Origin of the sequence: Kitasatospora sp. NPDC096204, from assembly GCF_044763205.1 — a bacterium.
In the GTDB taxonomy this organism is placed as follows: Bacteria; Actinomycetota; Actinomycetes; order Streptomycetales; family Streptomycetaceae; genus Kitasatospora.
In genome coordinates, this window is sequence record NZ_JBIWFT010000031.1 from 23,037 (window position 1) to 36,566 (window position 13,530).

The window sequence follows — 13,530 nt, forward strand, 5'->3', positions numbered from 1 at the left end:
CGGATGTCGAATTCCGCCCGGCCCGGCCGGAGTTGGTGCCGATCGGAGCTGATCGACCGTCCGGAAAACGATCGGACGAGTTTTCAGCTCACGGACTTTCAGCCGCGGTGCACGGTGATGGTGGTCCAGGCGCCGATGTGGATCCGGTCGCCGTCGTTCAGCGGCACGGCGATGTGCGGGGCGATCGGCTCCGCGCCGCCGTTCATGGTGGTGCCGTTGGTCGAGTCCTGGTCCACCAGGACCCAGCTGCCGTCCGCCTGTTCGGCGAGCAGCGCGTGCTGGTGCGAGGCGCCCGGGTCCTCCGGCGGGACGGACAGGTCGATCTCCGGGACGGTGCCGCGGTGCTGGCTGCGCCGCCCGATCCGCAGCTGGCCGCGGCCGGTCAGCGGGATCCGGCGCTCGGGGCAGTACGGCGGGAAGAACAGGCCGGCCGCCTCGGGGCCGCTGCGGGCCATCATCTCGGTGAAGTAGTCCCGGTCGGCCGAGACCACGGCGATCCAGTTGGTCCGCACCGGCTCGGCCGGGGCGGGCTCCTGGGGCTGCGGCGGGGCCAGGTTGAAGGAGGTGCCGAAGTCGCCGCCGCGGTTGTTCGGGCCCGGGCCGGCCGGCTGGGCGTACACCGGGCCGGAGTCCTCGCGCACCGCCGAATCGGGGAACGCGGCTTCCGGCGTGGGCCCCTCCTGCCCGGTGCCGGGCATGGAGGGCGGATAGCCGTAGGTGTGCGGGTGCTGCGGGGCCTGCGGCTGCTGCGGGACGGGCGGGGCGACGGCCTGCTGGGCCGCCGGCGGCTGCCCGAACGGGGGCCGGCCGAGCGGCGGTTGCCCGAACGGCGGCTGACCGAGGGGGGCCTGGGAGTGGCCGGCCGGGGCCTGCGGCGGGGTGCCGCCGTAGGCCGGCGGGATGTTCAGCGGCGGCTGCTGGGCCGGGCCGGGCGGGGTGTGGCCGGCGCCGGGCACCTGGCGGCGCGACGGCGTGGAGAGCTCGTAGTCGTAGCCGCACTCCTCGCAGAACCGTCCGGTCTGGGGGCTGCGGCAGATCGGGCAGACGGCCAGGCCCGCGGTGAGGCCCTGCGGCCCGGCCTGCGGCGGGACGGCCCCGTGCGGCTGGGCTGCCCCGTGCGACTGGGCGGCGCCGTGCGGGGGCACGGCCCCGTGCTGCGGCGGGGGCATCATGCCGGGCGGGGGCAGCGGAGCCCCGGGTGGCGGGACGGCCCCCGGCGGCATCGGCGGCGCAGGCGGCGGCGCGCCGAAGGAGGCGCCGCCGTACCCGGGGTGCCCGGCGTGGGTACCGGGCGCGGGGTCGCTCCCGGGTGCCCCCGGGTAGCCTCCGTGCGCCCCCGGGGCGGGGGCCGGCGGAGTCATCGGGAAGCCGCAGAAGTCGCACCAGTCCTCGGCCTGCGACTCGTGGCCCCTCGGGCAGATCGGCATCAGGTCCCCCTCGTTTCGGGCCGGCGCGGTGCGGCGTCGCGCCGGGGTGCCGGCCCGGTCACGTCTTCAGCGGTCACTTCTTCACACGTACCGTCTTGGTCGACCGGGTCTCAAGGGTCATCGAGTCGGCCTCGCTCACGTTCTTACGGAACCGAACCGTACCCTCCTTCGGGTCCACCACGTCCACCACCTTCTGGAGCAGCTTGTAGGTGCCCTCGTTCCCGGTCGCGTGTGCGATCCGGACGGCGGCGCCCAGCTTGGCGGTCGCGCGGTCGACGTCCCCGGCCCGGTGGGCCTCCAGGCCCTCCTGGATGGAGGATGCGAGCTCGGCCTGCCCGGTGTAGTGGGCGACCTGCGGGCTGATCCGGGTGGAGGAGGCCAGGTCGTCCGTCCAGACCGCCTTGACCAGGCCCTGGGTGAGCACCTCGGGGGTGCCGCCGGCGACCTGTTCGGGCAGCACCAGGCTGACCCGGGCGGCCAGCATCTCGTTGCCGACCGCGGCGGCCGGCACCTCGACGCAGACGTGGTAGTCGCGGCTCTCGTCGCCCCAGGAGCCGGTCGGGTAGTCGCCGGCCCGGGGGCCGGCCTCGGTGCGGCGGGAGGTCAGGTCCTCGACGGCGGGGGCGACCTGCTTGACGAACCGGACCGTGGCGTTGGCCGGGGTCCAGATCCGCAGTGCGACGTCGGCGACCTGCTTGCCCATCGCGCCGGCCATCATCGAGCGGAAGTCCTCGGCCAGGCCGGAGGGCTCGGCGACGATGTCGGTGGTGCCGAGCAGCGCCGAGGAGATCCGGCGCAGCTCGTCGATCCGCCAGTCGGTGCCCACGCCGCGGCAGTCGGCGGTGAAGTGGCCGGTCACCCGCTCGATGTTGCGGGCCAGGTCCTCGGCCGACTCGTGCTCGTTGTTGCCGTCGGTGAGCAGGATGGCGTGCCGGATGGCGATGTCGCGGCGGGTCAGGAAGAGCTTGTCGGCCTTGGCCAGCCAGGTGCCCATCGCGGTGCCGCCGGCCGCGGTGAGCCGGCGCAGCGAGTCCTTGGCCTGTGCGCGGGTGGTGGCGGAGGCGATCGCGAGGGTGCCGTCGCCGGGGTAGATGTCGCGGGCCTCGTGGGTGCCGGCGACCACGGCGAAGGCGGTGCCGTCGCGCAGCGCGTCGACGGCGGCGGCGGTGGCCTCGCGAGCACCGTTGATCTTGGTCTTGGGGTAGTCCATCGAGCCCGAGCAGTCCACCAGGATGACCACGGCCGCCGCCGTCCCGCTGCCCGCCGGGGTGGCGTCGGCGAAGCCGAGCGGCCGGCCGCCGGAGGTGCCGCCGCCGGTCGCGGTGACGGTGACGATGGCGTTGACCTCGCGGGCGCCGTCGGCCAGGTACTCGTTCTGGAAGATCTCCACGTGGAACCTGGGCAGGTTCGGCTTCGCCAGTGTTGCCATGGGGCGGTCGGCTCCCGTCGGGTGAGGGGTGGACGTGCTCAGGACGGTGGGGCGGCCCGCCGGGCGGGCCGGCGGGCCGTGGCGCCGGGGCGTCCGGCGGGTGGTCGGTCAGGCCGTCGGCGGGTGCGGCGGCTGCGGCGGGACGGGCGGTGCGACGGGCGGGGCGGGAGCGGCCGGCGGGACGGGCGGCGCCGGGGGGACCTCCGGGGGCGCGGGCGGGACCGGGGGCAGCGGGGCCGCGGCGGAACCGATCACCGGGAGGTCCGGCAGGGTCGGGTCGTGGTCCTCGTCGTCCCCGCCGGCCGCCGCCGGGGCCGGTCGCGGAGTGATCACCGGCAGGTCCAGCGCGGTCGGGGTCTGGTCGGCGTCCTCGGCGGCGGCCGGCGGGTCGATCGGCAGCACGGCGACGGTGATGTTGTCGTGGCCGCCGGCCGCGACCGCGAACTTCACCAGGGTCTGCGCCGTGGCGAGCGGCTCGGTGCGGGCGTCCGGGCGCACGTAGTACGCCAGGTCGGTGGCCGCCTCGGCGTAGTTCCACAGGCCGTCGGTGCAGATCAGCACCACGCCGGGGACGTGCGGGGTGAAGTCGAGGGTGTGCGGCACGACCTCCTCGGCGTCGGCGCCGAGCCAGCCGGTGATCGCGTGCGCGCGGGGGTCGGAGTAGGCCTCGGCCTCGCTCATCAGCCCGGCCTCGACCATCCGGGCCGCCCAGGAGTCGTCCTGGGTGAGCCGGAACGGCTCCGCGGCGGCGCGGTCGTCCGGGATCCAGTACGCCCGGGTGTCGCCGACCCACCCGATGGTGACCCGGCCGCCAGCGGCTATCGCGCTGACGTAGGTGCAGGCGGGCGCGTTGAGGTCGGGCCGGGTGGGGCCGGCGCCGTCGGTGGCGAGGTCGGCGACGGCCTGCGCGGCGTCGGCGATGGCCTGGCGCATCGCCTGGTTCGGGTCCCGGCCGGCCTCCAGGGCGGTCAGCAGCGACTCGGAGGCGGCGTCGACGGCGGTCTCCGAGGCCTCGTCGGGGCGGTCGGAGGAGGAGACGCCGTCGCACACCACGGCGACCACGACCGGCTCGCCACCGGGCAGCGAGGTCGCGGCGACGGTGAAGGAGTCCTCGTTGCGGTGGTGGCGCACGCCGCGGTCGCTGACCCCGGCGACGCCCCCGAGGGCCTTCTCCATGTGGTCGCGCGGGCGCGGCTGGGCGCTGCCACAGCCCTCGCAGTAGCCGTCCGGGGCGACCTGCGGCTGCCCGCAGTGCACACAGACCGGTCCGCGCGGCGACGGTACGGCCTCGCCGCGTGCGGCGGCCCAGCTCGCCGGCATCGAGCCGGGGGCCGCCCGGCCGTCCCGGCCCGTCCCGCAGGAGCCGCAGTAGGCGTCCTCCGGCTCCATCGGCTCCGAACAGCTCGGGCACTCGGTCTGCTGCGGCATCTGCTACACCCACGTCCTGGGACGGGCACGGTTGGCCCGTTCCACCATCTCGATCCTGTTCTCGGCCCGGTCGGCCAACCGGGCGAGTACCCGGTATGACTGCTCCAGGGCGAAGCGCAGTTCCCGCTCCTGTGCGGGACGTCCCAGGACCACCAGTCCGGTGGCCCGCCGGCCGGCGGCCGCCTCGGCGCCGACCCAGCCGAGGGCCGCGTCGAGCACCTCGACGGCCAGCTCCTCGCGGCGGCGGTCGTCCAGCCGCAGCGCGGTCAGCTGCGCGGAGCTCGCGTCGAGGTCGGCGGCCAGGTCGTCGGTGGGCCGGCGCTCGCGCAGCCGGGCCCGGACGGCGGCGATCCGGGCGGCGGTGTACTGGTTGGAGGTGGCCGGGACGGTCTCCAGCACGCGGACCGCGCCGGTCCTGTCCTCCTCGGCCAGCCGGACCCGGGCCAGCCCGAAGGCGGCGCTCAGGTAGGCGCGGTCGGTGGCCCACACCAGCCGGTAGAACTCGGCCGCGTCGGCGCCGTCGCCGAGCAGTTCGGCGCAGATGGCGAGGGCCAGCTTGGGCGCGGCCTCGCCGGGGAAGGCGTCGTAGACCGCGTCGAAGGCCTCCGCGGCGGCCCGAACCCGGGAGGCCCCGCCGCCGACCAGCGCGGTCAGGCCGCGGTACCAGACCACCCGCCAGTCGTCCGGCTGGTCCCGCTCCAGCTCGGCGAGCCGGCTCACCGCGTCCTCGTGGCGGCCGAGTTCGAGCAGGGCGCGCAGCTCGCGCAGCCGGCTCTCGACCGAGACGGCGGGTGCGGCGGCCAGCGCGGCGAGCGTCTCCTCGGGGTCGGGGGTGACCAGGACGGCCAGGAAGCCGGCGTTGGGGTCGCCCGGGTCGACCCGGGGGACGGGCAGGGCGAGGGCGGCGGCGGCCGGGTCCAGCGGGGCCACCGCGAGCTTCCCGGCCTGCTCGGTGGGCAGCACCAACTCGGTGTCCACGACGCGAAGTTCGGGGCCGAACAGGGTGGAAGGCGCGGGCCGGGGCCGGTCGTCCTGGAGGGCCAGCACCTCCCGCAGCACGCCGGTGAGCTGGTCGGCCATCTCCTCGGCGGAGGCGAAGCGGCGGGCCGGGTCCGGGTCGGTGGCGCGGACGAGGAAGCGGTAGTACGACTCGTACCGGGCGAAGACCTCGACCTGCTCGGGGCCGGGCAGCGAGTCGCGGTAGGTGCTGCTGTAGCCCTGGAAGTCGAAGGTGAGCACCGCGAGGGTGCGGGCCACGGTGTACAGGTCGGAGGCGGCCGAGGGGCCGTCGGTGGCGATCTCCGGGGCCTGGTAGCCGATGGTGCCGTAGATCGGGCCGTCGTCGTCGAGCCGGCGGACCGCGCCCATGTCTATGATCTTGAGCGCGTCGCCGCTCTGGATCACGTTGTCGATCTTGAAGTCGCAGTAGACCAGGCCCCGGCCGTGCAGGTAGCCCAGGGCCGGCAGCGCCTCCAGCGCGTACGCGATCGCCTGCTCGACCGGCAGCGGCTCGCGCCGGCCGTCCGGGGTGCGGCGCTCGTTGGCGATGTCCTTGAGCGACTTCCCGCCGACGTACTCCATCACGATGTAGCCGTCGGTGGCGCCGGTGCGCAGGTCCGGGTGCTCGGCGAAGTTGATGATCCGGACGATGTTCGGGTGGTCCACCTCGGCCAGGAAGCGCCGCTCGGCGACGGCCACCGCGAGCGCGTCCTCGTCCCCGGTGTCCAGCAGGCCCTTGAGCACCACCCACTTGTCGTTGACCCGCCGGTCCACCGCCAGGTAGATCCAGCCGAGCCCGCCGTGCGCCAGGCAGCCCACCACCTCGTACTGTCCGCCGACCAGGTCGCCGCGGCGCAGCTTGGGCGTGAACGAGTACGGCGTCCCGCACTTGGTGCAGAAGCCGTCCGGGCGGCCCGGGCGGCCGTTCTTCTCCCGGCCCACCGGGGCGTCGCACCTGGAGCAGAACCGCTTGCGCTCGGGCACCTCGGCGTCGGCCAGGACGGCTTGGGACGGGTCGGCCGCCTCGACGGTCGGCACGGTGACCAGGCCGGCGCCCAGCCGGTTGCGGGTGCCCGCGGAGGCGCTGCCCCGGGTGGAGCGGACCGAGAGCGAGCGGCCGCTGCCGGTACGGGTCGAGCGGTGCGAGCGGGAGCGGCCGGACATCGAGCGCGCCGAGCCGGTGCGGGCCGACAGCGAACGGGCGGAGCCGGTGTGCCCCGAGCCGGTGTGCCCGGAGCCGCCGGAGACGCGGGCGGAGGGGACGTAGGGCTGGGTGACGCCGGTGTCGTCGGCGGGCGGCGTCAGGCCGCACTCGTCGCAGTAGCCGTCCGGGTCGATGGTGCCGGAGCAGTCGCGCGGGCAGGGCGAGCCCGGCCCGGCGGGCGCGGCTGCCCCGGTCGTTCCGGTCGTGGTCGCCGCGGTGGTCCCACCCGCCGGGGCGAGCCCGCACTCGTCGCAGTAGCCGTCGGCGTCGATCCTGCCGCTGCCGGAGCACTCCGGCCGTTCGCACGTCCCGCCCATCAACCTCAGCCCCCCTGAGCCTGTCCGTCCTGAGCCTGTCCGTCCTGAACCTGCGAGGCGCCCGGCGCCGGGCCGGCCGCCTCCCGAGCCCGCCCGGGCTCGGCCTCGGCATGGGCCGGGCGCAGCGACTGCTGGAACCGGGCCACCGCGGCGGCCGCCGCCCGCAGGTCGCAGGGCGCGCTCCAGAGCAGCCAGCGCGCCTTCTCGTACCGTTCGACCACTTCCGGGTCCTCGGCGACCCGCAGCCGGGCCGCCATCGCCTTGTAGGCGTCCAGCCGGCCGCGCAGCTCGGCCCGGACGGCCAGCGGCTGGGTCACCTCGGTGAGCGACTGCCGGGCCCGGCCCAGCTCCTTGGCGGCGGCGTCCTCCAGCGCGTCCAGCACCGGCGCCAGCCGGCCCCACTGCCCGGCCTGGCGCAGGTCCAGCGCGGCGACGATCCGCTCGCGCAGCGCCGAGGCGGGGCCCGGCACCGCCGGGACGTCGCTGGACGCTATCTTCGCCAGCACCTCGCCGCGCGCCCGGCGCGCCTCGGCCAGGGTGGCGTCGGCCCGCTGGAGCAGGTCGCCGACGCCCTGGAGGCGCTCCTCGGCCTCGTCGCGCAGCCGCAGCAGGTCCTCCAGCTCCAGCCGGACGCCGTCCAGCGCCCGCCCGGCCCGGTCGAACCGCTCGGTGTCCACCACCCCGGCCGGGCCGGCGAAGGCCGAGCCCTCCGGGACGGTGCCGCGCTGGGCGGGCACCCGGGCCGGGCGCCACAGCGCCAGCGGGTCCCCGTGCACCTCGGTGCGCAGCGCGGTGAGGTCCTGCTCGATCCCGGCCAGGTCGTCGCCCAGCGGGTGGCCGCCGGTGCGCACGCCGAGCGAGGCGGCCAGGGTGCGCACCCGCTGGAGTTCGGCCAGCAGCAGGTCGATCCGGGCCGGCAGCGCCGACCAGACCGCGTCGGCGGCGCTGACCACCTCCAGCACGGTGGCGTACCAGGAGTTCATCCGGGTCATCAGCGCGTCCAGGCTGATCCGCTCGACCAGCTTGGCGGGCGCGCCGAGCACCTGCGGGCCGTCCGGCACCACCCCGCCGGGGACGGTCACCGCGTCGCCGGTCAGCAGCTCGCTCAGCTCGGCCAGTTCGGGCGCGCCGGGCTTGGCCTTGCGGGCCCGGACGGCACGGGCCGAGGCCAGCGCCTCGGAGTAGCGGTCGAACAGCGCCCAGAGCAGCGGCAGGCCCTTGCCGGCGACGGACCAGCGCTCCAGGGTGCGCCCGGACAGCTCGGCGCCGTCCAGCAGCCGCAGGCCCGGGTGGTCCTGGAGGGCGAGCAGCGCCGACTCGACCGCGTCCCGCTCCGCGCCGAGGCGGGCGAGCGCGCGGTCGACCTCCTCCCGGCTCAGTGCCGGGCCAGCCGATGCCGCCACCGCGGTGTCCTTCCTTCCTCGCGTGCGATCCCGACGTGCCTGACGTGCGGTCCCACGACAACCCCCGTATCCACCACCGGTCTCCCCGTGGTGATCGTCCCGAACCCTAACCGGTGGCCGTTCCGGCGGAGCGGGCGCGGGGCGTCAAGGCACCGTCAACGCCCCGCTGACGGCGCGTGCGCTACCTCCCCCGCGCCGTCTTCCGCGTCACCGCGGGCCGGCCCCGCGCGTCGCCGCCGGGCCGGCCGGACGCCGCCTCAGTGCGAGCCCGGCCAGTAGTGATCGGCCTCGTTGAGCATGTACGGCTTGAGCCAGTGCTCGTACGAACGGGCCCAGTCGCCGCGCGCGTAGTAGTCGGCCAGGACCTGGTTGACCCGGGCGGTCAGGTCGGTGCTGTCCTTCAGCATGGCGACGCCGATCACCTCCGGCTGCGCCTCGCCGTCCACGATCCGCACGGTCTGGTCCTGTGCGGCCTGGCCGGCCGCCAGGCCGTTGTCGGTCATGGTGGCGTCGACCTTGCCGAGCTGCATCAGGACCAGGCAGTCCAGCTGGTTCTCCACCGTGACGACCTGCCGGGCGGTCTTCTTCTCCTTGACGATGTTCAGCGCGGTGGAGCCGTCGGCGGCGCAGACCGCCTTGTCCTTGACCGCGTCGTCGATGTTCTTCGCCGGCGAGGACTTCGGCACCAGGACGCGCTGGCTGATGTTGAAGTACGGCTTGGAGAAGGCGACGTCCTCCATCCGCTTGCAGTTGATCGTCATGGTGCGGACGATCAGGTCGACCCGGCCCTTCTTGATGGCGTCCATCCGGTCGGCCGTGGCCACCGGCTTGAGCACCACCTTCTCCGGGTCGCCCATGACGGCCGCGCCGATCGCCCGGGCGAGGTCGATGTCGAAGCCCTCGATCTGCCCGGTGTTCGGGTTGCGGGCGCCCCAGCGGTAGCTGTTCTGGTCCACGCCGATCACCAGGCTGCGCTTGGCCTTGATGGCCTTGACGGCGGGGCCGTCCTCGGTGCTCGGCGGCACGCTCTTGTAGACGTCGCAGCCGTCGCCCGGCGTCTGCTCCTGCTGCACGGCCAGGGGCGCGGCGGTCGCGGCCGCGGGTGCGGCGCCGACCGGGCCGCCCCCGGCGAGCACGGCCGCGCCGGCCGCCAGCAGGGCCAGCGCGGCGGCGGGCCTGGTGGTTCTCCGGAAGGTCATGGTGCGCATCGGTCGGTCTCCCCCTCGCCCGTCACCGGTACTCGGCCAGTCGTCGGCCCAGGCCCCGCAGCGCGGCGGCCGCGGCCAGCAGGCCGAGCAGCGCGGCGGCGACGGCGGCGGCCCGCAGGTCCCCGCCGGTGCCCTCGGCGGCCTTCGTGAAGCGGTCCTGCTCGATGTCGGCGGCCTGGGCGAGCGCCTTGTCGGTGGCGTTGAAGGCGGCGTCGGCGGTGGCCGCGTCGCCCTTGGCCGTCACGGTGGCCTCCAGGGCGCCCTGGTAGTCGGCGTTGTCGACCTCCAGCGTCCGGGCCGCGTCGTGCCGCCGGCGCCACTCGTCGAACTGCTTCCCGGCCTCCTGGACGCTCGGCTTGGCGGCCTCCGGCGCCTTGTGGAAGGCATCCGCCAGCGAGCCGCTGTACCGGCCCGGCGGAGTCTTCTCGGCGCCGGCCAGGTTCTCGGCGGCCTTCGCCCACTGGTCGGCGTACTTGGTGGTCGAGCCGCGGGCGACGAAGTGCAGGTTCTCCGCCAGCCGGGCCGTCAGCACGTCCGCCCGGGCGGAGTTGAGCGCCTCCAGCGGGCCCGCGCCCTCGCGGCTGCTGCGGTGGAGGGCAGCGTCGGTGGCCAGCCCGGTGACGGTCAGCCACAGGGCGCCGGCCAGCACGGCGGCGGTGGCGCCCAGCAGTCCGATGTTGAACACCCGGTTGGTGCGGCGGAACAGCGTCGACTGCACCCAGGCCAGCGCGGCCAGGGTGACCAGCGCCAGGCCGTACGCCGCCCACGGCACCGCCTCGGCGGCGGCGTAGTCGTCGGCCAGCTCCTGGTTCTCGGCGGCGGCCAGTTCGGCGGCGGTCGGCAGCAGCACCGTCTGCATCTGCTCGGAGGCGTAGCGCAGGTAGCCGCCGCCGAGCGGGATGCCCTGCCGGTTGTCGGCCCGCGCCGTCTCCACCAGGCCGGCGTACACCGGGAGTTGCTGGTTCAGTCGGGCGAGCGAGCCCTGTGCGGGGGAGGTCGCCGTGGTCCGGGCGGCGGCCTCGGCGATCAGCTTGGCGGCGGTGGCGACGTCCTGCTCGTAGCGGCTGCGGACCTCGTCGGGCTCGGCGCCGGCCAGCAGGAAGCCGCTCGCCGCGGTGGTGGCCGCGTCGGCCAGGTTGCGGTGGATCTCGGCGGCGTCCCGGCTGAGCGGCTGGCTGTACGAGACCACCCGGTCGGCGGCCTGTGCCCTGGTCTCCAACTGCCAGGCGGTGAGCCCCCCGAAGGCCACGGTGAGCACCGCGAGCACCACACCGGCCAGCCGCAGCCGGCCCGGGGGCGTGCGGGTCGCCTGGGCGAGCCGGGCGCGCACACCGGTGGCGACGGCCGTCGAGGGGCGCTGCACGGGCGCCCCGCCGGGTCTGGGCGCCGGGGGAGCGCCGCCGGGCCGCGCGGGCGGGGCCGCTCCGGGAACGGCAGGGCGGCCCCCCGACCCGGCCGTCGCCACCGGTGCGGCCGCCGCCACCGCCGTACCCGGCGGCTGGTTCGGCCGTGCCGGGACCGCGGCGCCGGACGCGCCGTTGCCTACTGGTGTTGCCACCCGCCTCATCCTCCCCTGGGGCCGGGCCCGTCCCCGGGGCCCGACCGATGGCAGCAGTATGGCCGTGACTCCCCGCGACCACACCTGACTTGCGCCGATCTTGAGCATGTCGTGCACGTTCCCCGGGGCGGTTCGTACCGCCGGTACCGCTTGTGCCGGTCCCTGCCGCTTCTGCCGCTCCGGCCGCTCCTGCCGGTCGTGCCGGTCGCCCCGGGAGGTGGTGAACCGTCCGACGCCGGCCGGCCCCTCCGCGGTTCCCCGCCGGGCGGAGCGCGGGGGCCGGGTGGGGGCGTGCGTTCCCGGGTGCGGCATCCCCTCGCTCCGTACGATGGAGGTATGCGCCTGCTTGGAACGATCTCGCCCGACCGCCCGCTGCTCGTCGTCGCCGTGCGCGAGGAGGCCGCCCACCTGGACGACCGCCTGCCCGTGCTGCTCACCGGGATCGGGAAGGTCAACGCCGCCGTCGCGCTGGCCACCGTCCTCGCGCAGGGCGAGAAGCCCTCCGAGGTGATCAACCTGGGCACGGCCGGTGCGCTGCGCCCCGGCTGGGAGGGCATCCACCACGTGGTCCAGGTGATCCAGCACGACCTGGACACCACCACCCTGCACGCGCTCACCGGGCGTGAGTACGGCGCGCCGCTGGTGATCGGCAAGGGCGACGGCCCGGTGCTGGCCACCGGCGACCTCTTCGTCTCCGACCCGGACGCCCGCGACCGGCTCGCCGAGCACGCCGACCTGGTGGACATGGAGGGCTACGCCGTCGCCACCGTCGCGCACCGGGCCGGGGTGCCCGTGCGGCTGGTCAAGCACGTCAGCGACGAGGCCGGGGACGGCGCGGGGCACAGCTGGAAGGAGTCGGTGGACGACTGCGCCCGGAAGCTGGCCGACTGGGTGGTCGCGCAGGGCTGGTGACGCCTCCTCAAAGTCGCTGTCCCGAGGTTCCGGCGCTGGCTAGGGTGGCGCGATGACCGAGACCACCGCCCCGAGCGGGCCCTCCGACGTCCGTCCGCCGAGCCTGAACGCGGACGAGTCGACCACCCTGCTGTCCTTCCTGGACTACCTGCGCGCGGCGGTGATCGCCAAGCTCGACGGGGTCGCCGACGAGGACGCCCGGCGCCCCGGCGTCGCCTCCGGCACCAGCCTGCTGTGGCTGGTGCGCCACCTCGCCGTGGTCGAGGACAACTGGTTCACCTGGGCCTACCGGGGCGTGGGCGCCGAGCCGCGCGAGTCGGACGAGGTGCCGCTGGACGGCGCGACCGTGGCCGCGGAGGTCGCCGGCTACCGGGCGGCGATCGAGCGGTCGAACGCGGTGGCCGCGGCCGCCCCGGACCTGGACCGGCCGGGTGCGCGCTCGCTGCGGCCGGACGACGCCGAGGGGCCGTCGCTGCGGTGGGTGCTGGTCCACATGATCGAGGAGACCGGACGGCACGCCGGGCACGCGGACATCATCCGCGAGCAGCTGGACGGCGCGGTCGGGCGCTGACGCGGAGCGGGGGCGGGAGGGCGGACCGGGCCCGCCCACCCCCGCCGCCCCGGGTCAGGCGTCCCGGAAGTCCGAGAGGTCCAGCGCCGCCAGCCGCTCCGGGTCGGTGAGCACGTCGATCGCGACGATCGCGCCGTCCACCACCGTGAACGCCATGACCGACAGCGCCCGGCCGTTGCCGCCGATGACCACCGCGCCCGCGGTGCCGTTGACCAGCGCCGGGCGGGCGAACGGCGACAGCGTGCCCCACAGGACGGCCTGGCCGGCCACCGTGCCCGCGCCCGAGAGCACCACCGTGTGCCGGGCCAGCACCGTGCCGCCGTCCGAGCGCAGCACCACGTCCGGGTCGAGCACGGCGACCAGCGCGTCCAGGTCGCCGTTGCGGGCGGCGGCGAAGAACGCGTCCACGGCCGCGCGCTGCCGGCCGAGGTCCGGGTCGGGCGCGGGCGCCTGGCCCCGGACCTTGCGGCGGGCCCGGCTGGCCAGCTGGCGGGTGGCGGCGGCGGTCTTCTCGATCAGCGGGGCGATCTCCTCGAACGGCACCGCGAACAGGTCGTGCAGTACGAAGGCGACCCGCTCGGCCGGCGACAGCGACTCCATCACCACCATCAGCGCCAGCCCGACCGAGTCCGCGAGCACCACCTCCTGCTCCGGGTCCACCACGCCCTCGCGCCGCAGCAGCGGGTCCGGGATGCGCGGCGGCCCGGGCTCGCCGCCGGGACCGACGGGCTCCAGCGGCTCCTCGCGGCGCTGGGCGCGGGTGCGCAGCAGGTTCAGACAGACCCGCGAGACCACCGTGGTCAGCCAGCCGCCGAGGTTGGCCACGTCGGTGGTGTCGGTGCGGTCGTAGCGCAGCCACGCCTCCTGGAGGGCGTCCTCGGCCTCGCCGACCGAGCCGAGCATCCGGTACGCGACGGCGCGCAGGTGCGGGCGGTGCTCCTCGAAGAGCGCGGCCCGGGCGGCCCGGTCGTCCACCTTCTCGTCCACGTGTCACGGTCCTTCGTCGCCGGGGGCAGGGCAGCAGGAGCCACCCAACAACGGCGGCGGCGGGGAGATCAACTCCCTTCCGGCGCC

General features: G+C 75.8%; 10 protein-coding genes. 2 read left to right on the forward strand and 8 right to left on the reverse strand.

Features of this window, described 5'->3' with window-relative positions; translation table 11 throughout:
• Nucleotides 1-98 precede the first annotated feature (98 nt).
• From ACIQ87_RS28700 to ACIQ87_RS28730, 7 genes are all read right to left on the reverse strand, one after another.
• Entirely contained in the window at nucleotides 99-1,427 is a 1,329-nt protein-coding gene (locus tag ACIQ87_RS28700) for an FHA domain-containing protein (RefSeq protein WP_402411925.1), read from the reverse strand.
• 73 nt (nucleotides 1,428-1,500) lie between these two features.
• Nucleotides 1,501-2,856, reverse strand: coding sequence for a VWA domain-containing protein (locus ACIQ87_RS28705; protein ID WP_402411928.1), 1,356 nt, complete (start codon nucleotides 2,854-2,856; stop codon nucleotides 1,501-1,503).
• 108 nt (nucleotides 2,857-2,964) lie between these two features.
• Nucleotides 2,965-4,284 (reverse strand): protein phosphatase 2C domain-containing protein, encoded by a 1,320-nt coding sequence (locus tag ACIQ87_RS28710; RefSeq protein ID WP_402411931.1) that lies wholly within the window; start codon nucleotides 4,282-4,284, stop codon nucleotides 2,965-2,967.
• A gap of 3 nt (nucleotides 4,285-4,287) precedes the next feature.
• Nucleotides 4,288-6,804 carry a tetratricopeptide repeat protein gene (locus tag ACIQ87_RS28715; RefSeq protein ID WP_402411933.1) on the reverse strand — a complete coding sequence of 839 codons (2,517 nt, stop codon included), beginning with the start codon at nucleotides 6,802-6,804 and terminating at the stop codon, nucleotides 4,288-4,290.
• 5 nt (nucleotides 6,805-6,809) lie between these two features.
• Nucleotides 6,810-8,207: a hypothetical protein gene (locus ACIQ87_RS28720; protein WP_402411936.1), complete on the reverse strand. Its 1,398-nt coding sequence runs from the start codon at nucleotides 8,205-8,207 to the stop codon at nucleotides 6,810-6,812.
• Between the two features lie 257 nt (nucleotides 8,208-8,464).
• Complete coding sequence (locus tag ACIQ87_RS28725; RefSeq protein ID WP_402411937.1) at nucleotides 8,465-9,415, reverse strand: glutamate ABC transporter substrate-binding protein; 951 nt, start codon at nucleotides 9,413-9,415, stop codon at nucleotides 8,465-8,467.
• A gap of 22 nt (nucleotides 9,416-9,437) precedes the next feature.
• Complete coding sequence (locus ACIQ87_RS28730) at nucleotides 9,438-10,778, reverse strand: hypothetical protein (RefSeq protein ID WP_402411940.1); 1,341 nt, start codon at nucleotides 10,776-10,778, stop codon at nucleotides 9,438-9,440.
• A 531-nt stretch (nucleotides 10,779-11,309) separates the two neighbouring features.
• Here ACIQ87_RS28730 and ACIQ87_RS28735 point away from each other — a divergent pair.
• Together ACIQ87_RS28735 and ACIQ87_RS28740 are read left to right on the forward strand one after the other, a co-directional pair.
• The gene (locus ACIQ87_RS28735) at nucleotides 11,310-11,885 is read left to right on the forward strand and encodes a nucleosidase (RefSeq protein ID WP_392878738.1); all 576 of its coding nucleotides are present in this window, start codon (nucleotides 11,310-11,312) and stop codon (nucleotides 11,883-11,885) included.
• A gap of 52 nt (nucleotides 11,886-11,937) precedes the next feature.
• Entirely contained in the window at nucleotides 11,938-12,456 is a 519-nt protein-coding gene (locus tag ACIQ87_RS28740) for a DinB family protein (protein ID WP_402411943.1), read from the forward strand.
• Between the two features lie 54 nt (nucleotides 12,457-12,510).
• On the opposite strand, the gene ACIQ87_RS28745 is transcribed toward ACIQ87_RS28740, so the two are convergent.
• Nucleotides 12,511-13,443, reverse strand: a complete 933-nt coding sequence (locus ACIQ87_RS28745) for a sigma-70 family RNA polymerase sigma factor (RefSeq protein ID WP_402411945.1) — start codon at nucleotides 13,441-13,443, stop codon at nucleotides 12,511-12,513.
• Between the last annotated feature and the right edge of the window lie 87 nt (nucleotides 13,444-13,530).